The following is a 20,294-nucleotide window of genomic DNA, read 5'->3' as shown; positions in this document are numbered from 1 at the left end:
GGAGTGACGCACATTAAGGAATGACAATGAAAAAACTCGCAATCACCTGCGCTTTACTGTCCGGTTTTGTTGTAAGTCAGGTATGGGCGGATGCCGCCAGCGATTTAAAAAGCCGCCTTGATAAAGTGAGCAGCTTCCACTCCAGCTTTACGCAGAAAGTGACCGACGGTAGCGGTAATATTGTGCAGGACGGGCAGGGAGACCTGTGGGTTAAGCGTCCGAATCTGTTCAACTGGCATATGACCCAGCCGGATGAAAGCGTGCTGGTTTCTGACGGTAAAACGCTGTGGTTTTACAACCCGTTTGTTGAACAGGTCACGGCCACCTGGCTGAAAGATGCGACCAGCAACACGCCGTTTATGCTGATTGCTCGTAACCAGGCCAGCGACTGGCAGAATTACAACATTAAACAGAGTGGCGATAATTTCGTTCTGACGCCGAAAAGCGGCAGCGGTAACCTGAAGCAGTTCACCATCAATGTGGGTCGTGATGGCACGATTCATCAGTTCACCGCCGTGGAGCAGGATGATCAACGCAGCAGCTATCAACTGAAATCGCAACAAAATGGCGCCGTCGATGCATCTAAGTTCACCTTTACGCCGCCGAAAGGCGTGACAGTGGACGATCAACGTAAGTAGAGGCGAACGTGAGCAATCTGTCGCTCGATTTTTCCGACAACGCGTTTCAACCACTGGCCGCCCGCATGCGGCCAGAAAATTTAGCGCAGTACATTGGCCAGCAGCATCTGCTGGCGCCGGGCAAGCCTCTGCCGAGAGCGATTGAAGCCGGACATCTGCACTCTATGATCCTGTGGGGCCCGCCGGGGACCGGGAAAACCACGCTGGCCGAGGTGATTGCGCGCTATGCCAGCGCCGATGTCGAACGTATCTCTGCGGTCACTTCAGGCGTGAAAGAGATTCGTGAGGCGATTGAGCGCGCGCGGCAGAACCGTAACGCGGGTCGTCGTACAATTCTGTTTGTCGACGAAGTTCACCGTTTCAATAAAAGTCAGCAGGACGCTTTTCTGCCGCATATTGAAGATGGGACGATTACTTTTATCGGCGCGACGACGGAAAATCCCTCTTTTGAACTCAATTCCGCGCTGCTTTCACGTGCTCGCGTCTATCTGCTGAAGTCGCTGACCAGCGAGGATATTGAGCAGGTGCTTAACCAGGCGATGAGCGACAAAACTCGCGGCTACGGCGGGCAAAGCATTGTGCTGCCAGACGAGACGCGCAAAGCGATCGCCGATCTGGTAAACGGCGATGCGCGCCGGGCGCTTAATACGCTGGAAATGATGGCCGATATGGCCGAAAACGATGCCTCCGGTAACCGCGTGTTGAACGTTGAACTGTTGACTGAAATTGCCGGTGAGCGCAGCGCGCGTTTCGACAACAAAGGCGATCGTTTCTACGATTTAATCTCCGCGCTGCATAAATCGGTTCGCGGGAGCGCGCCGGACGCCGCGCTCTACTGGTATGCGCGGATAATTACCGCCGGGGGCGATCCGCTGTATGTAGCGCGACGCTGCCTGGCAATAGCCTCGGAAGATGTCGGTAATGCCGATCCCCGAGCCATGCAGGTCGCTATCGCCGCCTGGGATTGCTTTACCCGCGTGGGACCGGCGGAAGGCGAACGCGCGATTGCACAGGCCATTGTTTATCTCGCCTGCGCGCCAAAAAGCAACGCGGTCTATACCGCGTTTAAAGCCGCGATGGCCGATGCCCGCGAGCGCCCGGACTACGATGTTCCGGTACATTTGCGCAATGCGCCGACCAGGCTGATGAAAGAGATGGGCTACGGGCAGGCTTACCGTTATGCTCATGATGAGCCCAACGCTTACGCCGCCGGAGAGCAGTATTTCCCGCAGGAAATGGCGCAAACGCGCTATTATCAGCCGACAAACCGGGGGCTGGAGGGGAAAATAGGCGAAAAGCTCGCCTGGTTGGCCGAACAGGATCAAAATAGCCCGATAAAACGCTACCGCTAATTGAGGCGTTGCGGTAAGGTTGTCACACTATTTCCGTGGTCGCGCTCTGCGGCCATTTTTCTTTATTAATTCGATAAGCACAGGATAAGCATGCTCGATCCCAATCTGCTGCGTACCGAGCCAGACGCAGTCGCAGAAAAACTGGCACGCCGGGGCTTTAAGCTGGATGTAGATAAACTTCGCGCTCTGGAAGAGCGTCGTAAAGTTCTGCAGGTTCAAACTGAAAACCTGCAGGCGGAGCGCAACTCCCGATCGAAATCCATTGGCCAGGCGAAAGCGCGCGGGGAAGACATCGAGCCATTACGCCTGGAAGTGAATAAACTTGGCGAGCAACTGGATGCCGCGAAGCGCGAGCTGGATACGCTGCTGGCGGAAATTCGCGATATTGCGCTGACTATCCCCAATATTCCATATGACGACGTTCCTGTTGGTCGCGATGAAAACGATAACGTTGAAGTCAGCCGCTGGGGTACGCCGCGGGAGTTTGATTTTGACGTGCGCGATCACGTGACGCTGGGGGAAATGCACGGCGGGCTGGATTTCGCCGCCGCTGTGAAGCTGACGGGATCTCGCTTTGTGGTCATGAAAGGCCAACTGGCACACCTGCACCGTGCGCTGGCGCAGTTTATGCTGGATCTGCACACGGAACAGCATGGTTACAGCGAAAACTATGTCCCGTATCTGGTTAACCAGGACACGCTGTACGGTACTGGTCAACTGCCGAAATTCGCAGGCGACCTGTTCCATACCCGTCCGCTGGAAGAAGAAGCGGACAGCAGCAACTACGCGCTGATCCCGACGGCGGAAGTTCCGCTGACTAACCTGGTTCGCGATGAGATCATCGACGAAGACGATCTGCCAATCAAAATGACCGCCCATACGCCGTGCTTCCGTTCTGAAGCGGGATCTTATGGTCGTGATACGCGTGGCTTGATCCGTATGCATCAGTTCGACAAAGTTGAAATGGTGCAGATTGTGCGCCCGGAAGATTCCATGGCGGCGCTGGAAGAGATGACCGGTCATGCGGAGAAAGTTCTGCAACTGCTGGGCCTGCCGTATCGTAAAGTGGCGTTGTGTACTGGCGATATGGGCTTTAGCGCATGCAAGACCTACGATCTGGAAGTGTGGGTACCGGCGCAGAACACCTATCGCGAGATTTCTTCCTGCTCCAACGTCTGGGATTTCCAGGCGCGTCGGATGCAGGCGCGTTGCCGCAGCAAATCAGACAAGAAAACGCGTCTGGTGCACACGCTCAACGGGTCTGGCCTGGCGGTCGGGCGTACGCTGGTTGCGCTGATGGAGAACTACCAGCAGGCCGATGGCCGCATTGAGATCCCTGAAATCCTGCGTCCGTATATGCGTGGCCTTGAATTTATCGGCTGATTTTTCGACTCTCTTCTCAAAAGCGCCTCCGGGCGCTTTTTTTATCCCCTTCTTGATATCAGGCAATAATCAACGTAGTGAATACGCAGATACTCTCTTTGGATTAACCAGCATAAATAACCAATAAAGTCTGATTTCGTTATATATAAAACTATATAACGATTTTAAGTTAATTGTGAGCAATAAAGTGAGTATCTATGAAAACCAAAACCCCCGATGCTTTACTGGCTACCGAGGTGAGTCGGCGTGGTTTGATGAAAACCACGGCGATTGGCGGACTGGCGATGGCCAGCAGCGCATTTACCTTACCCTTCACACGTATTGCCCATGCTGCAGAGAACCCAAATTCCGCTAGCGAAAAGATTATCTGGAGTGCCTGTACGGTTAACTGTGGTAGCCGTTGTCCGCTGCGTATGCATGTGGTTGATGGTGAGATTAAATATGTAGAAACCGATAATACCGGTGACGATAACTATGACGGTATGCATCAGGTTCGCGCCTGTCTGCGTGGGCGCTCAATGCGTCGGCGCGTCTATAATCCAGATCGCCTGAAATATCCGATGAAGCGCGTTGGCAAGCGCGGTGAGGGTAAGTTTGAGCGTATTAGCTGGGAAGAGGCATTTGATACTATCACCAGTAATATGCAGCGTCTGATCAAAGACTACGGTAACGAATCCATCTACCTGAATTATGGTACCGGCACTCTCGGCGGTACGCTCACGCGCTCCTGGCCACCAGGAAAAACCCTGATTGCCCGCCTGATGAACTGCTGTGGTGGTTATCTCAATCATTACGGCGACTATTCCACCGCGCAAATCGCCGCAGGGCTGAACTATACCTATGGCGGTTGGGCTGATGGTAATAGCCCGTCGGACATCGAAAACAGCAAGCTGGTGGTGCTGTTTGGCAACAACCCCGGGGAAACCCGAATGAGCGGTGGCGGGGTGACCTACTACCTGGAACAGGCGCGGCAAAAATCCAATGCCAGAATGATTATTATCGATCCGCGCTATACGGACACCGGGGCCGGACGGGAAGACGAATGGATCCCGATTCGTCCGGGGACGGATGCGGCGCTGGTCTCCGCGCTGGCGTGGGTAATGATTAATGAGAACCTTGTTGACCAGCCTTTCCTGGATAAATATTGCGTAGGCTATGATGAGAAAACGCTGCCGCAAGGTGCGCCAGCCAACGGCCACTATAAAGCTTATATCCTTGGTCAGGGTAAAGATGGTATCGCAAAGACACCGGAATGGGCATCGGTGATTACCGGAATTCCACAGGCGCGTATTGTGCAACTGGCGCGTGAGATTGCCAGCGCTAAGCCTGCCTTTATTTCCCAGGGCTGGGGGCCGCAGCGCCATTCCAACGGTGAACTGGTTTCCCGCGCCATTTCAATGCTGGCGATTTTAACCGGCAACGTTGGCGTCAACGGCGGGAACACCGGCGCGCGCGAAGGTTCTTACGATCTACCGTTTGAGCGTATGCCGACGCTGGATAATCCGGTTGCAACCAGTATCTCAATGTTTATGTGGACCGATGCGATTGAGCGCGGGACGGAAATGACCGCGCTGCGCGACGGCGTGCGAGGCAAAGATAAGCTCGACGTACCCATCAAAATGGTCTGGAACTATGCCGGTAACTGCCTGATTAACCAGCACTCAGAAATCAACCGTACCCATGACATCCTGCAGGACGATAAGAAGTGCGAGATGATCGTGGTCATTGATTGTCATATGACCGCGTCGGCGAAATATGCCGATATTCTGCTGCCGGATTGTACGGCCTCCGAGCAGATGGATTTTGCGCTGGATGCCTCCTGCGGCAATATGTCTTACGTGATTTTTGCCGACCAGGCCATTAAGCCCCGTTTTGAGTGCAAAACCATTTATGAGATGACAACGGCGCTGGCGAAACGTATGGGCGTTGAGCAACGGTTCACCGAAGGGCGTACCCAGGAAGAGTGGCTGCGCCACCTTTATGAGCAGTCACGTAAAGCGATTCCCGGACTATTGCCGTTTGATGAATTCCGCAAACAGGGCATGTTCAAACAGCGTGATCCGCAGGGGCATCATGTCGCCTACAAGGCTTTCCGCGAAGATCCAGCAGCCAATCCGTTAACCACGCCATCAGGGAAAATTGAAATTTACTCTGCGCAACTGGCGGAAATCGCGGCAACCTGGGAGCTAAAAGCCGGGGATGTGATCGATCCGCTGCCGATTTACAGTCCTGGATTTGAAAACTACAACGATCCGCTGGCTAAAAAATATCCGCTTCAGCTAACCGGGTTTCACTATAAGGCTCGCACGCACTCGACCTACGGCAACGTTGAGGTGCTGAAGGCTGCCTGCCGCCAGGAGATGTGGATTAACCCGCTTGATGCAAATACGCGTGGCATCGCGAATGGCGATCGGATTCGTATCTTTAACGATCGCGGTGAAGTGCATATCGAAGCCAAAGTGACACCGCGAATGATGCCTGGCGTTGTCGCTCTGGGGGAAGGGGCCTGGTATAACCCGAACGCAGGTCGCGTGGATCAGGCGGGCTGCATTAACGTGCTGACCACTCAACGCCCGTCACCGCTGGCGAAAGGCAATCCATCGCATACTAATCTCGTCCAGGTTGAAAAGCTGTAAGGAGTGACCGATGACAACACAATATGGATTTTTTATTGATTCCGCCCGTTGCACCGGTTGTAAAACCTGCGAACTGGCTTGTAAAGACTACAAAAACCTGACGCCGGAGGTGAGCTTCCGCCGTATCTATGAATACGCTGGCGGCGACTGGCAGGAGGATAATGGCGTCTGGCGGCAAAACGTGTTTGCCTACTACCTCTCTATCGCCTGTAACCATTGTGAAGATCCGGCCTGCGTTAAGGTCTGTCCAAGTGGCGCGATGCATAAACGCGAAGATGGCTTTGTTGTCGTAAATGAAGATGTTTGTATCGGTTGTCGCTATTGCCATATGGCTTGCCCGTACGGCGCCCCGCAATACAATGCGACGAAAGGGCATATGACCAAGTGTGATGGCTGCTATGAACGCGTAGCCGACGGCAAAAAACCGATTTGTGTGGAATCTTGTCCGTTACGCGCGCTTGATTTCGGTCCTGTTGAAGCGTTGCGTAAAAAATACGGTCAGCTGGCAGCCGTTGCGCCGCTGCCATCCGCGCACTTCACGAAACCGAGTATTGTGATTAAACCCAACGCCAACAGTCGCCCGTGTGGAGATACCACCGGCTATCTGGCCAACCCGAAGGAGGTGTGAGATGGGCAGTGGATGGCATGAATGGCCTTTAATGATTTTCACGGTCTTTGGTCAATGCGTGGTGGGCGGATTTATTGTACTGGCCCTGGCGTTAATCAAAGGGGATTTATCGGGCGAACAGCAGCAGCGTGTTGTAGGGAGCATGTTCGGCCTGTGGGTGCTGATGGGCGTGGGCTTTATTGCCTCGACCTTGCATCTGGGGTCGCCGATGCGGGCGTTCAATTCGTTAAACCGCATTGGCGCCTCGTCGCTTAGCAATGAAATCGCTGTCGGGGCGCTGTTCTTTGCGATTGGCGGTATTGGCTGGCTGCTGGCGGTGGTCAATAAGCTGCCGTCAGGCGTGCGTAATCTCTGGCTGCTCCTGACGATGGTGCTGGGGGTTATCTTCGTCTGGATGATGGTGCGCGTTTATAACACCATCGATACGGTGCCTACCTGGTACACGGTATGGACGCCGTTTAGCTTTTTCCTGACGATGTTTATTGGTGGTCCGTTGTTGGGATACCTGCTGCTGCGTTTTGCGGGGGGTGACGGTTGGGCGATGCGTCTGTTGCCCGCCATTTCGCTGCTGGCGTTGGTGGCGAGCGTCATCGTGGTGCTGATGCAGGGCAGCGAGCTGGCGACAATCCATAGTTCCATTCAGCAGGCTTCGGCGCTGGTGCCGGATTACGGCTCGCTGATGGCCTGGCGCGTTGTTGCGCTGGTGCTGGCGCTGGTATGCTGGATCGCCCCGCAGCTTAAGGGCGATCGGCCGGCATTACCGCTGCTGGGCCTGGCATTTGTCCTGGTTCTGGTCGGTGAAATGATTGGCCGCGGCGTCTTCTATGGCCTGCATATGACAGTCGGAATGGCAATCGTCAGCTGATCGCTATTTATCGCGCCAGAAAAGTGTATTCTGGCGCGATAAAAAATGCGGTTGATTGATGAAATATTTCTACTGATATTGCCACCTTCTTTTTTCAATAAATTAATAAAAACAATGGAATAATATAAATAACCATTCAGTTGCTCATTCGCTGGATAAAAAACTTCAATCGTGTGCCCGTAAACCGCATCACACCTGATTTTTGCCGGATTGACAATGTTTGCAGCAGTGGCATGATGCGCACGCAATCTGAACTCCATCACGGTTTATATCCATGTCCATCTACACCCGGCCAGTGCAAATGTTGCTCTGTGGCCTCCTTTTGTTGACCCTGGCGATAGCGGTTTTAAATACGCTCGTCCCGCTTTGGCTTGCCCATGAAAATATGCCGACCTGGCAGGTCGGGATGGTAGGGTCTTCTTATTTTACTGGTAATCTGACGGGAACCTTGCTGGCCGGATGGGTAATTAAGCATTTGGGTTTTAACCGTAGTTATTATCTGGCATCGATTATTTTTGCTGTCGGCTGTGTCGGCCTTGGTATCACTATTGGTTTCTGGAGCTGGTTTAGCTGGCGTTTTGTCGCAGGGGTAGGCTGCGCGATGATTTGGGTGGTGGTTGAGAGCGCGCTGGTCTGTAGCGGCACTTCGCGGAGCCGTGGTCGTCTGCTGGCGGCATATATGATGATTTATTATGTCGGCACCGTGCTGGGCCAGCTAATGGTAAGCAAGTTGCCGACGAATTTGATGAGCGTTCTGCCGTGGGTGACGGCGCTGACCCTGGCGGGTATTCTACCGTTACTGTTTGCTCGTCTGGTTAACGAGAGCGATGAGACGCAGAAAGCTGTCCGTATCTGGCCGATGTTAAGGCTACGCCAGGCTCGCCACGGCGTGAATGGCTGTATTATTTCCGGCATTGTCCTCGGCTCTCTGTACGGGCTGATGCCGCTGTGGCTGAACCATCAGGGCGTTAGCGATTCCGGCATTGGTTTCTGGATGGCGGTGATGGTCAGTGCGGGTATTGTTGGGCAGTGGCCGATTGGTCGGCTGGCCGATCGCTACGGGCGTCTGCTGGTTCTTCGGGTCCAGGTGTTTGTGGTGATTTTGGGATGCCTTGCGATGTTGAGCCCGACATCAATGGCACCGGCGCTGTTTGTGCTTGGCGCCTCCGGGTTCACGCTTTACCCGGTCGCGATGGCCTGGGCCTGTGAAAAAGTAGAGCGTCACCAGCTGGTGGCGATGAATCAGGCGCTGTTAATGAGCTATACCGTGGGCAGTCTGCTTGGGCCGACGCTGACCGCCATGCTGATGCAGAATTTCTCTGATAATTTGTTGTTTATCATGATCGCCAGCGTGTCATTCATTTATCTGCTGACGCTGCTGCGCAAAGCAGGGCACCATCCTGGGCCGGTGGCTCACGCCTGATTTTGTAATAGAATAGCGGGAGGACTTGTCCTTCCGCTATAGCTGAGAAGCTATAAGCTCGGCAAACTGGGTTTTATTTTTCACCGTCGTGAATCGTTGTAGCCTGTCTCCCTCATCCAGCCAGCAGACTAAGCGCTGGATTGTCTGAATATGTTGTTCACTGTTTGCTGCTGCCAGCACAACGATCAGCCGAATATCCGGATGCCCGGGAAACTCAACGTATTCACGACAGCAAAGTAGTGAAAGCACGCTGTTTTTGCTCAATACCCCATTCTCCGGCCGCGCGTGCGGTAGCGCAAACATCGGGCTCAGTATGTACCAGGGGCCGTCCTGTTCCGTGGCATGGATGATGGCCTGAACATATTCTGTTGTGATTTTCTTTTGCTGTTCCAGAGGGCGGCAGGCGAGCTGAATGGCACTGCGCCAGTTCAGACGGTGACGGGTGAACTGGCAGGCGGAAAATAATGTCTTTTCCATAAAAACTCCCTTTACTCGGGAGCCGGCCGTCAAAGCGACCGGCTCGCGCAGCGGTTAGTGAAGGGCGTTGTATAGCGCGTCGCCCGATATGCCATATTTCGTTTTTAGTTGTCTGCTGTTACCTGATTCAGTAAACGTATCCTGTGTCCCCAGGCGCGTCAGACGGGCAGGATGAGCCGTTTGCGCCAGGGTTTCGGCGATCAATCCGCCAAGTCCGCCGTTAATGGTATGATTTTCCAGCGTAGCGATAAGTGGGCACTCTTCGACCAGCCGATAAAACTCTTGCTGATTAAAGGGTTTGAGCTTAGCAACATGGATAAGTTTGCCTTTTTTACCGCTGGCGATCAGCTTTTCATAGCCATCGGTTGCCTGTTCCAGCACCGTTCCTTCAAACAGAATCGCAAAATCATTGCCGCTGTCTGCGATGGCGGCAATATCGCTGACCTGTGGAATGATACTTTTATCGCGAACCGGCATCGGCTCCCGGGCGACGCGGATGTACACCGGCCCCTTTATTTTCGTTGCCTGCTCGAAGGCACCGGCAATCTCTTCTGCATCTGCTGGCGTCAGGATCGTTAACCCAGGTAGTACGCGGGTCAGGGCTAAATCTTCCAGAGCATGATGGGAGGCGCCGTCCGGGCCATCATCCATACCCGGGTGACTGCCAACAAGCTTAATGTTGGCTTTGGCGTAGCAGGCCTGCCTTAACTGGGTCCAGGCGGTGCCGGTTACGAACATCGCAAAGTTAACATAGAAGGGGATAAAACCCTCCAGCGCCTGACCGACAGCGAAGCTCATGGCGGAACCTTCCGCAATGCCCATTTCGAAAAAGGCTTCCGGATAGATGGCCTGAAACTGGTCAGTGCGGGTTGAGCTGGCCAGGTCGCTGTCAATCACCACGACGGGATAGCCTTTTTCTTTCAGGGCAATCAGGGCATTACCGATCTCATCACGGGGTGCTTTCATCACTGTAACTCCTCCATGGCCTGTTGATATTGTTCTTTACTCGGGGTTTTTGAGTGCCAGTCGCCGTTGTTTTCCATATAGCTGATGCCAGCGCCTTTCGTGGTGTGCGCGACAATGGCAACAGGCTTACCTTTCAGGTGCCGGGACAACATCAGGGTATCGGCGACCTGATGCATATCGTTGCCGTTGTGAAGTTCAAGCACATGCCAGCCAAAGCTGCGAATTTTATCCGCCAGTGGTTCGAGATTAACCACGGCATTAACCGGATCATGGGAAGAGAAGCCGTTGTAATCGATAATGGCGACCAGATTATCCATTTTCATATGTCCGGCTTGCTGTAAGGTTTCCCAGATTTGCCCTTCATGCATTTCACCGTCGCCAATAATGGCAAATACCCGATGGGGATCGTCACGCCGCTTTTTGGCGGCCGCCATGCCGAATGCAATGGATAGTCCCTGGCCCAGCAAACCGGTGGTGGCATCGACTTCCGGCAGGGATTTAATGCTGGGGTGCCCTTGCAGGCGTGAGTTGATTTGGCGGAACGTATTAAATTCGCTGCGATCGATCCTGCCTTTTTGATACAGCATGGCGTACTGCGCGGCGACGGCGTGGCCTTTACTCATTACCACGCGTGAGCGAGGGGAGGTGCTCAGATCAACCTCCTGGTAGTAGAGCCAGGTAAGGATGTCGATTATTGACAACGCTCCGCCCGGATGGCCAATCCCGGATTCATAGATCATAGTGACTATCTCGCGCCGGGCGGCAAGCGCGTGGGACTTCAGTTCATCAATGTTCATGTTCTTTCCTTCTTATGGCAGCATTTTACCGATGTAGTACACGACCAGGCCCAGAGCGACGAAGTCGGTTTCCGGGAAGCTGGTGCCTGACAGACCGACGGACTCCATAATTGGGTAAATCAGCGCGGGGCCGATGCCGATCAGGATCCCGGTGATGAAGCTCCCGGCAATTGCGCCTTTCCAGCCGCCAGAGGCGTTACCAAAAATCGCAGCGGTCGCGCCGATAAAGAAGTAGGGGATCGCCACCGGGATAATGACGGTTTGTCCGAGAATCGCCAGAAAGCCCATAACGACCAGTCCGCCGACAAATGACGAGATAAATCCCAGTACCGTGGCAGTAGGGGCGTAGGGGAAGACTACCGGGCAGTCGAGGGCGGGTTTGGCGTTGGGAATAAATTTTTCCGAAATGCCGAGGAAGGCCGGAACAATTTCGGACAGCAGCAGTCTCACGCCGGTAATAATGATGTACAGCGACGCGGTGAAGGTCAGCGACTGGAAGAGGGGGTAAACCAGCCAGTGCATGCCTCCTGCCGCTGCGGTAACCGCCGCTTTTCCGGCTGCAAACGCGGCAATGTAGTAGAAAATACTGACCGAGATCGATACCGAGACGATGTAATCTTTAAAGATCCCCAGCCAGCCGGGAAGGTTCAGTTTTTCGGTGGATTGCTTAGGATCGCCAACTTTTGACCCAATCCAGCCTGATGCGGCATAGGCCAGCGTGACGTAGTGTCCCATCGCAATCTCGTCGTTGCCGGTAATTTTGCGCATCCATGGTTGCGCAATTGCCGGATAAAGGCAGGCAGCGAGACCCAGCAAAACCGAGCCGACAATGATGGTGGTCATATCGCTATAGCCCAGCGCCTTCAGCGTGACGGTAAGTAGGGCAGAGAGATAAAGGTTATGTTGCCCGGTAAGAAAAATGTATTTAAAGGGGGTGACGCGGGCAAAGAACAGATTCCAGCCAAAGCCGATCACCATAATCAGCGAGACACACATTGCGAATTTGGTTTGTGCCAGTCCGGTTAACGCCTCCGCCAGTGGCATCACGCCCTTCAGGCCAAATCCATCGCTGAATAACGTTTGGAAATTACCCAGAGAGGTCACCGCCAGACCTGCGCCTCCGGCAAAAACCAGGAAGCCGACAATGGTTTTGAAGGTGCCAGAAAGGACTTTTTCAATCGGCTTACGTTGAATTAACAGGCCGATTAATGCAATAAAGCCAACTAAAAGTGGGGTTACACCCAGAATGTCGAATACAATAAATCTGAGGAAATCCATATTGCCTCCGGGAGAGGTTAGTTGCTTTGAACGATGTCAGTGAGCGCAGATTCCATTTCTTCGCTGTTCATCAGATCGGTGATGCCGACCGCCCTGAATCCGGCAGCTTCGACTTCCTCGGTGAGATCGCGCATAGTGATGACGAAATCAATATCTTGCCAGGTGCGCAGACCTGAGAGGACATCGTGTTCCAGTTCGATATCCCAGCCGTGTTTGTCGATAATTTTTTGCGCTTTTATTTTGAGCATTAAGGAACTGCCCATACCGGTACGGCAGACGATGAGACCTTTCATTCGATGTTCTCCTGTTTGTAAAAATAATTATTTTTATTTGTTTATGTGAGATAATAATTATTATCCTTGCGGTGAAATGAAAGATGTGACTGTGTTTGCATTTTGAGCAAATAAGGCAAAATATGAGCCAGATAGACACTAATTTGTTGATAAACATAAGAAACGGAGCTTCTGAACTAAGCCCGATCCTGGAAAAAGTTGGCCGTTTCATTACGGAAAATCCTGACTTTGTGATGCGACACACGATCTCAGAACTTGCCGATTCCATTGATACCAGTGAGGGGAGCATTACCCGTTTTTGTCGGGCCTTTGGTTTTAAAGGTTTCTCGGATTTCCGAACCGCGCTGGCGATGGAGCAGGGCGCCGCGCGTTCGGACGACAGCGGTAATGAAGAGATAGCTCCAGTGCTGGCAAGCATCCGCGACAGTAATGCCATTGTTGATAATCAGGAGTTGAAAGCGGCGGCGGACTGGCTTAATAGCCTGAACAGTATTGCGATTTATGCGGTAGGTACCGCGGTGCCGGTGGCGTTATTCCTGCAGATGAATTTAATCAACATGGGGAAGGCGGCCAGTTTTGTCGATCGCTCCTATCCGGCCGCCATGCCGTTGTTAACAGATAATCAAAAAACCGGCATTATCGTCGTACATAGCGAACAGGCATCGGCGGATATGATGCAGGCTCTGTCCATGGCAAAGCAGCAGGGGGTGAAAATATTGTCGCTGACGCGCGGGACGTTTGCGCCATTGGCGCGTTTGTCCGACTGGAACCTTCAGGCGGCGGTTGCGTTGCAAGGGGAAGGGGAATCCGGATTTGCTGAAATTGCGGGGGCGATGATGGTGGCTGATCGGATTCTTAACGCGCTGGAAGAACAGGATGAACGCTATGCTGAATATCGTAAAGCGCATCAGAAGCGGATTTTCTCGATTGAGAGCGTGGCGAATAAGTTGTCGGAATACTTTATGTCCTGATCTCCATCCCCTGGAAAATACGCATTCCTGGCCACACAGGGTATATCGGGAATGCCGTGCAGGGCATTGTCCCGCCCTATTGCGGGACACACAGCCTAGTACATGACTTTATGACCATAAAGTTCGAGAATCCCCTTTACGCGCTCCATGGTCTCTTTTTTCGGCGGATGGACGCCATCCAGCTTGTACTCTTCACCCATCGCCACCCATTTATGTTTGCCCAATTCGTGATAGGGCAGTAGTTCGATCTTTTCAACGTTACCCATATCGCGGGTAAATTCGCCGAGGCGATGAGCAGAGTCGTCATCGTCAGACCAGCCCGGCACCACAACGTAGCGAATCCAGGTTTTAATTCCCTTTGCGGAGATGTATCTGGCAAACTCCAGCGTGCGATGGTTGGATACGCCGACCAGATTCTGATGGATTTCGTCATTCATTTGTTTGAGATCGAGCATCACCAGGTCAGTGACTTCCAGCAGTTCATCGATCACCGGATCGTAACGGCGCACAAAGCCATTGGTGTCGAGACAGGTATGAATACCTTCTTTCTTACAGGCGCGGAACCAGTCGCGAACAAATTCAGCCTGCAGAATGGCCTCACCGCCGGATGCCGTCACGCCGCCGCCGGACGCGTTCATAAAATGGCGATAGGTGACGACCTCTTTCATTAGTTCTTCAACGGTTATCTCTCTGCCTGCGTGGGTATCCCAGGTGTCACGATTATGGCAATAGAGACAACGCATCAGACAGCCTTGAAAGAAAGTAATGAAGCGGATCCCCGGGCCATCGACGGTGCCACAGGATTCAAAGGAGTGAATACGGCCAATTGTTGACATTGCGGTGATATCTCCAGATTCGGCCCGTCCGGGGCCGTGTTAGTGCACAGTTATTAACTGTGTCGAGTCTGTTTTGGCAGTCATCCATTGAGTATAGATAGCTGCCGAAAGAGACTTAGGTGTTAAAAAGGCCCCACTTACGTGGAGCCTTTATTGTACGCTTTTTACCGTGCGATTTCAGTCAATACCCTTCGTCTTTCACGTTGAATCTTTGTTGGCTGCATTCAGTTACCCGAATCACTTACTGGCGTAAGCTCTTCGGGATTTGTTCACTTGCCGCCATGATGCAACCCGAAATCCATTGGGTAACACCAATTACATGGTCTGAGTGAAGGTACGGGTGATAACGTCCTGCTGCTGTTCTTTAGTCAGTGAGTTAAAACGCACTGCGTAACCGGATACGCGGATGGTCAACTGCGGATATTTTTCCGGGTTTTCCATTGCGTCGAGCAGCATTTCACGGTTCATAACGTTGACGTTCAGATGCTGACCGCCTTCGATGGACGCTTCATGGTGGAAGTAACCATCCATCAGGCCCGCCAGGTTGGTTTTACGCACTTCATCGTCTTTACCCAGTGCGTTCGGCACGATAGAGAAGGTGTAAGAGATACCATCTTTCGCGTAAGCAAACGGCAGTTTTGCAACGGAGGTCAGAGAGGCAACGGCACCTTTCTGGTCACGACCGTGCATTGGGTTAGCACCCGGTCCGAACGGCGCGCCAGCGCGACGACCATCCGGGGTGTTACCGGTTTTCTTACCATACACAACGTTAGAGGTGATGGTCAGAACAGACTGAGTCGGGATAGCGCCGCGGTAAGTGGTCAGTTTCTGAATTTTCTTCATGAAACGTTCCACCAGGTCAACCGCCATGTCATCAACGCGAGAGTCGTTGTTACCAAACTGCGGGTATTCGCCTTCGATTTCGAAGTCGACAGCCAGGCCGTCTTCGTCACGAATCGGTTTAACTTTCGCATATTTGATGGCGGACAGGGAGTCAGCAGCAACGGACAGACCTGCGATACCACACGCCATGGTGCGGATAACGTCACGGTCGTGCAGCGCCATCAGAGAGGCTTCGTAGCTGTACTTGTCGTGCATGTAGTGGATAACGTTCAGCGCGGTGACATACTGTTTCGCCAGCCAGTCCATGAAGTGATCCATACGCTCCATCACTTCGTCGAAGTTCAGAACGTCGCCTTTGATGGGGGCAGATTTCGGACCAACCTGCATTTTCAGTTTTTCATCAACGCCGCCGTTGATGGCGTACAGCATGGTTTTCGCCAAGTTAGCACGCGCACCGAAGAACTGCATTTGTTTACCAACGATCATTGGGCTTACGCAGCAAGCGATCGCGTAGTCGTCGTTGTTGAAGTCCGGACGCATCAGGTCATCGTTCTCATACTGCAGAGATGAGGTATCGATGGATACTTTAGCGGCGAATTTCTTGAAGTTCAGCGGCAGTTTTTCGGACCACAGAATGGTGATGTTCGGCTCCGGAGACGGCCCCATGGTGTACAGGGTGTTCAGGAAGCGGAAGCTGTTTTTGGTGACCAGAGTACGGCCGTCAACGCCCATACCGCCGATGGATTCAGTTGCCCAGATCGGGTCGCCGGAGAACAGTTCATCGTATTCCGGAGTACGCAGGAAACGCACCATACGCAGTTTCATGACCAGGTGGTCAATCATTTCCTGAGCTTCTTGCTCGGTAATTTTACCGGCTTTCAGGTCACGTTCGATGAAGATATCCAGGAAGCTGGAGGTACGGCCGAAGGACATGGCCGCGCCGTTCTGAGATTTAACGGCAGCCAGGTAGCCGAAGTAAGTCCACTGAATTGCTTCCTGAGCGTTAGTCGCAGGACCAGAGATATCGCAGCCATATTTAGCCGCCATCTCTTTAATCTGACCCAGAGCGCGGTGCTGTTCAGCGATTTCTTCACGCAGACGGATAGTCGCTTCCAGGTTTACGCCATTCTCCAGATCGGACTGCAGAGAGGTAAACTGCGCGAATTTGTCTTTCGCCAGGTAGTCGATACCGTACAGCGCAACGCGACGGTAGTCGCCGATGATACGGCCGCGGCCATAGGCATCCGGCAGACCGGTGAGAACACCGGATTTACGGCAACGCAGGATGTCCGGCGTATAAACATCGAACACGCCCTGGTTGTGTGTTTTACGGTATTCAGTGAAGATTTTTTTCAGCATCGGGTCCAGTTCGCGATTGTACGCTTTGCAGGAACCTTCAACCATTTTGATACCGCCAAACGGGATAATCGCACGTTTCAGCGGTGCTTCAGTCTGCAGACCAACGATTTTCTCAAGCGCCTTATTAATGTAGCCAGCGTCATGAGCAGTGATGGTGGAAGCAACGGAGGTGTCAAAGTCAACAGGCGCGTGAGTGCGGTTTTCCTGTTTAACGCCTTCCATTACGCTGTCCCATAGCTTGGTGGTCGCGTCAGTTGCGCCAGCCAGGAAGGACTCATCACCTTCGTACGGGGTATAGTTTTTCTGGATGAAGTCGCGGACGTTGACTTCGTTCTGCCAGTCACCTTTCGCAAAACCTTCCCAGGCTGTGGCTAACTTTTCATTAAGCTCGGACATGTAACACCTACCTTCTTAAGTGGATTTTTTATTTACTGCCTGAAACAACCTTTAGTGATGGTTATCGCCACGCAGGTAAATCACCCAGTATGTCAACCCAACCAGTAAACCACCGCCGATGATGTTCCCGATAGTTACCGGAATCAGGTTATCAGTGATGAAATTCATGACGGTCAGGTGAGAGAAATTTTCCGGGGTTGAACCAACAGCGGTCCAGAACTCCGGACTCGCAAAGTCGCGAGTGATGATGCCCATCGGGATCATAAACATGTTCGCGATACTATGCTCAAATCCGCTGGCAACAAACATTGCCACCGGTAAAACCATAATCATGGCTTTATCCATCAGGCTGCGGCCAGAGTAACTCATCCATACTGCAAGGCAGACCATCAGGTTTGCCAGGATACCCAGGCATACGGCTTCAATAAAAGTATGGTGCATTTTGTGGTCGGCGGTTTGCAAGACGTTAAGTCCCCACTGACCGTTGGCAACCATATATTCGCCTGAAAGCCACATTAGCAACACAAAGAGTAAGCAGCCAATCAGGTTACCAACATAGACATTGAGCCAGTTTTTCGCCAGTTGACCCCACGTAATTCTCCCGTTGGCTTTCGCGACAACGATAAGTACGGTTGAGGTGAACAGGTCGGCACCGCAAATAACGCAAAGAATCAAACCCAGTGAGAAGCAGATACCCCCAATCAGTTTGGCAACACCAAAAGGCATCCCGGCAGTGCCGGTTGTTGCTGTAATATAGAAAACAAAAGCGATAGAGATGAAGACACCTGCGGTGATAGCCAGATAAAACGTCTTTATCGGATGTTTTGTCGCTTTATAGACACCTGCTTCTTCGGCGACTTTCGCCATTGCGGCAGGAAGTAAAAGATCAAAAGGGTTGTCAGCTTTCACACTAACTCTCTCTTTATGTAAGTTGGCGGTGAGATACTAACAAAGCATTATAGAAGGGAATTTGATATAGATCATATCCGGCCGGAACTATAGGCCTTTTTAGTGTGTGGAATAGGCTGTAAATGATATTAACTTATTGTTTTTTAATTAAAAAATAAATTTTAAAATTTACAAATAATGTTGATTTTTTTCATTTTGCTCCCGTTTTTCGGTTAATTAAAATGGGGTATTTTTATTAAAATTAACAATATTTGCGTGTTGTTTTATTATTTCTCACCACTAATTAACTTTATTGATACAAATAATGCAGAGCAGGTGGGAAAAGTTAAAAAAAAGGGGCGTCGCCGCCCCCACAAGGCATGTTTTCTGGGCTGCAAATGAATGCTTATTTACTCCAGAAGGTAGTTTTTGCGCGCTGTAGCTTTTCATAGGCCTTCAGCAATGACTGATGAGCCGGGAAAGCCCGCAAATCGCCGTCAATGGCCTGTAAGCCATAGAATGGCGCTTCACCGCTGAGCGCGGCGCTGGCGGCCTCAACCGTTTCGGCGCCGTACATGCGGACAAAAGCGTTCAGGTATTGCAGCGGCTGGCGCTCCTCTTCCAGGCTCAGCAGCAGTAAGGTTTGCAGGCAGCGGTAGTAGTTGGAGCGTTCGGCGCTAAAGATTGAAGCGTTGAATTCCATGGTCCACTCGGTCCAGATCAATGCCTGTTCAATATCGCCGCCCGCCAGCGCCAGCATCGCTTTCAGTTCACCGATGCGCAGCGTATACCAGCCGTTGTCTTTACCGGTCGCCAGGCCCAGCAGTTCACGTACGCGGGTGAAATCATCAAGGCCTTCGTCATCTATCTGTTCAATAATCGCCAGATAATCTTCTTTTTCCCACTCGCTTCCCGGCAGGGAAAGAAGGGTTTCTCGCAGATGCGCGCCCATATTGTTATTTGCCAGCCAGAGATCTTCCGCCGGGTAGATATCGGACATACCCGGGACGATGATCCGGCAGGCGTAGACGCCCAGATGTTCGTAATCGGCGATATAAACGTCTTTATCTTCTTCCTTAAAGATAGCCATCAGGGTGGCGAACTCTTCATCCGTGGTGCCGGAGAAGCTCCAGTCCACAAACGGGTAGTCGGCATCCTGCTTAAACATATCCCACGAGATCAGGCCGCTGGAATCGATAAAGTGGGTTTCAAGGTTTGCGTGTTCAGCCACTTCTTCATCATCGAAGGTGGGAGGCGTGAAGACATCGAGATCTTTCAGGCTGCGGCCCTGCAGCAATTCGGTGACGGTACGTTCAAGCGCCACGCCGAAATCAGGATGCGCGCCGAAGGAGGCGAAGCAGGTGCCGTTAGTTGGGTTAAACAGCACTACGCAGATCACCGGATATTTACCGCCCAGCGAACCGTCGTAGGCGAAAATCGGGAAGCCTTCCGCCTCCAGCTTATTGATCGATTCTACAACGCCCGGATAGCGCGCCATCACTTCTGCCGGAATCTCCGGCAGGCTGATGCTTTCGGCGATAATACGGTTTTTAATATGGCGCTCAAATACTTCTGACAGGCCCTGAACGCGGGCTTCGTTGCGGGTATTGCCCGCGGACATCCCGTTAGAGACGTACAGGTTGCCAACGATATTCATCGGAATGTAGACCGTCTCGCCATCGGACTGACGGGTGAACGGCAGACCGCAGACGCCGCGATCGTCATTACCTGACTGCAAATCGACCAGCATGCTGGCGGTTAACTGATCGTCAGGATCGTAGAACGCGCGCAGGCGGGCATCCAGCAGCCCTTCCGGCACGGCGTCATCATTGGTTAACGGGAACCATTTTTCATTCGGGTAGTGAACAAAAGGGCCGTTGGCGATAGTGTCGCCCAGCCAGAAATCGGCAAAGAAGTAGTTAGTGGAGAGACGCTCAAAGTATTCTCCGAGCGCTGAAGCCAGCGCGGCTTTTTTGGTCGCGCCTTTGCCGTTAGTGAAACACAGGGCGCACTCTTTATCGCGGATATGCACTGACCAGACGTGCGGCACCGGGTTGAGCCATGAGGCCTCTTCAATATCAAATCCGAGGTCGAGCAACTTCTGCTGGAAGCGAGCGATGGAATCTTCCAGGGCGGCATCTTTGCCGGGAATAAATGTTTGAGTCATGGCAGTCACTTTTATCGTACGGAAAGCGCGCAATGATACGGGTTTTAGATGGCAGGTGCCATCTCCATCGTCTGGCTATGCTTAAGATGACTTAACAA

At 52.4% G+C, this 20,294-nt stretch carries 18 protein-coding genes; 8 read left to right on the top strand and 10 right to left on the bottom strand.

The genetic code is table 11. The features are described 5' to 3' along the window. The first annotated feature begins 26 nt into the window (after nucleotides 1-26). The 6 genes from lolA (at nucleotide 27) to FN037_RS03945 (ending at nucleotide 7,502) form a co-directional block, all read left to right on the top strand. Entirely contained in the window at nucleotides 27-638 is a 612-nt protein-coding gene (gene lolA, locus FN037_RS03970) for an outer membrane lipoprotein chaperone LolA (RefSeq protein WP_138360447.1), read from the top strand. Nucleotides 639-646: 8 nt separating this feature from the next. Then, nucleotides 647-1,990, top strand: a complete 1,344-nt coding sequence (rarA, locus tag FN037_RS03965; RefSeq protein ID WP_142501580.1) for a replication-associated recombination protein RarA — start codon at nucleotides 647-649, stop codon at nucleotides 1,988-1,990. Nucleotides 1,991-2,080: 90 nt separating this feature from the next. Continuing rightward, nucleotides 2,081-3,373: a serine--tRNA ligase gene (gene serS / locus FN037_RS03960; protein WP_142501579.1), complete on the top strand. Its 1,293-nt coding sequence runs from the start codon at nucleotides 2,081-2,083 to the stop codon at nucleotides 3,371-3,373. Between the two features lie 197 nt (nucleotides 3,374-3,570). Beyond that, a complete protein-coding gene (dmsA, locus tag FN037_RS03955) occupies nucleotides 3,571-6,009 on the top strand; it encodes a dimethylsulfoxide reductase subunit A (RefSeq protein WP_142501578.1) in 2,439 nt (812 codons plus the stop codon). A 10-nt stretch (nucleotides 6,010-6,019) separates the two neighbouring features. After that, entirely contained in the window at nucleotides 6,020-6,637 is a 618-nt protein-coding gene (locus FN037_RS03950) for a DMSO/selenate family reductase complex B subunit (RefSeq protein WP_138360451.1), read from the top strand. A 1-nt stretch (nucleotide 6,638) separates the two neighbouring features. Then, complete coding sequence (locus FN037_RS03945; RefSeq protein ID WP_142501577.1) at nucleotides 6,639-7,502, top strand: dimethyl sulfoxide reductase anchor subunit family protein; 864 nt, start codon at nucleotides 6,639-6,641, stop codon at nucleotides 7,500-7,502. Here the strand turns inward: FN037_RS03945 and FN037_RS03940 are convergent. Next, complete coding sequence (locus FN037_RS03940; protein WP_142501576.1) at nucleotides 7,460-7,765, bottom strand: hypothetical protein; 306 nt, start codon at nucleotides 7,763-7,765, stop codon at nucleotides 7,460-7,462. The genes FN037_RS03945 and FN037_RS03940 overlap by 43 nt on opposite strands. 11 nt (nucleotides 7,766-7,776) lie before the next feature. Between FN037_RS03940 and FN037_RS03935 the strand changes: the two genes are divergently transcribed. Continuing rightward, the gene (locus FN037_RS03935) at nucleotides 7,777-8,925 is read left to right on the top strand and encodes an MFS transporter (RefSeq protein WP_138360454.1); all 1,149 of its coding nucleotides are present in this window, start codon (nucleotides 7,777-7,779) and stop codon (nucleotides 8,923-8,925) included. Nucleotides 8,926-8,961: 36 nt separating this feature from the next. Here FN037_RS03935 and FN037_RS03930 read toward each other — a convergent pair whose 3' ends face one another. Genes FN037_RS03930 through FN037_RS03910 form a run of 5 tightly spaced genes read right to left on the bottom strand, consistent with a single transcriptional unit; the run spans nucleotide 8,962 to nucleotide 12,736 of the window. Continuing rightward, nucleotides 8,962-9,402, bottom strand: coding sequence for a PTS sugar transporter subunit IIA (locus tag FN037_RS03930; protein WP_138360455.1), 441 nt, complete (start codon nucleotides 9,400-9,402; stop codon nucleotides 8,962-8,964). A gap of 54 nt (nucleotides 9,403-9,456) precedes the next feature. Further along, nucleotides 9,457-10,368, bottom strand: a complete 912-nt coding sequence (locus tag FN037_RS03925; protein WP_138360456.1) for a transketolase family protein — start codon at nucleotides 10,366-10,368, stop codon at nucleotides 9,457-9,459. Next, on the bottom strand, nucleotides 10,368-11,165 hold the full coding sequence (locus FN037_RS03920; RefSeq protein ID WP_138360457.1) for a transketolase: 798 nt from the start codon (nucleotides 11,163-11,165) through the stop codon (nucleotides 10,368-10,370). The genes FN037_RS03925 and FN037_RS03920 overlap by 1 nt, the downstream gene beginning before the upstream one ends. 12 nt (nucleotides 11,166-11,177) lie before the next feature. Further along, nucleotides 11,178-12,443: a PTS ascorbate transporter subunit IIC gene (locus tag FN037_RS03915; RefSeq protein WP_138360458.1), complete on the bottom strand. Its 1,266-nt coding sequence runs from the start codon at nucleotides 12,441-12,443 to the stop codon at nucleotides 11,178-11,180. Nucleotides 12,444-12,460: 17 nt separating this feature from the next. After that, nucleotides 12,461-12,736 carry a PTS sugar transporter subunit IIB gene (locus tag FN037_RS03910; RefSeq protein ID WP_138360459.1) on the bottom strand — a complete coding sequence of 92 codons (276 nt, stop codon included), beginning with the start codon at nucleotides 12,734-12,736 and terminating at the stop codon, nucleotides 12,461-12,463. Between the two features lie 122 nt (nucleotides 12,737-12,858). Here FN037_RS03910 and FN037_RS03905 point away from each other — a divergent pair, with 122 nt between their 5' ends. After that, a complete protein-coding gene (locus FN037_RS03905) occupies nucleotides 12,859-13,707 on the top strand; it encodes a MurR/RpiR family transcriptional regulator (RefSeq protein WP_138360460.1) in 849 nt (282 codons plus the stop codon). Nucleotides 13,708-13,802: 95 nt separating this feature from the next. Here FN037_RS03905 and pflA read toward each other — a convergent pair whose 3' ends face one another. The 4 genes from pflA to ycaO form a co-directional block, all read right to left on the bottom strand. Further along, complete coding sequence (pflA, locus tag FN037_RS03900) at nucleotides 13,803-14,543, bottom strand: pyruvate formate lyase 1-activating protein (protein ID WP_138360461.1); 741 nt, start codon at nucleotides 14,541-14,543, stop codon at nucleotides 13,803-13,805. A gap of 315 nt (nucleotides 14,544-14,858) precedes the next feature. After that, complete coding sequence (gene pflB, locus FN037_RS03895) at nucleotides 14,859-17,141, bottom strand: formate C-acetyltransferase (RefSeq protein ID WP_138360462.1); 2,283 nt, start codon at nucleotides 17,139-17,141, stop codon at nucleotides 14,859-14,861. A gap of 51 nt (nucleotides 17,142-17,192) precedes the next feature. Further along, the gene (gene focA / locus FN037_RS03890; protein WP_138360463.1) at nucleotides 17,193-18,050 is read right to left on the bottom strand and encodes a formate transporter FocA; all 858 of its coding nucleotides are present in this window, start codon (nucleotides 18,048-18,050) and stop codon (nucleotides 17,193-17,195) included. A 385-nt stretch (nucleotides 18,051-18,435) separates the two neighbouring features. Then, the gene (ycaO, locus tag FN037_RS03885) at nucleotides 18,436-20,196 is read right to left on the bottom strand and encodes a 30S ribosomal protein S12 methylthiotransferase accessory factor YcaO (protein ID WP_142501575.1); all 1,761 of its coding nucleotides are present in this window, start codon (nucleotides 20,194-20,196) and stop codon (nucleotides 18,436-18,438) included. Nucleotides 20,197-20,294 lie beyond the last annotated feature (98 nt).

The sequence above is a fragment of the Klebsiella sp. 2680 genome, assembly GCF_900198535.1.
Lineage (GTDB): Bacteria > Pseudomonadota > Gammaproteobacteria > Enterobacterales > Enterobacteriaceae > Klebsiella > Klebsiella indica.
The sequence above is the reverse complement of the archived record's forward strand: the minus strand, read 5'-3'. Positions and strand labels throughout refer to the sequence as shown.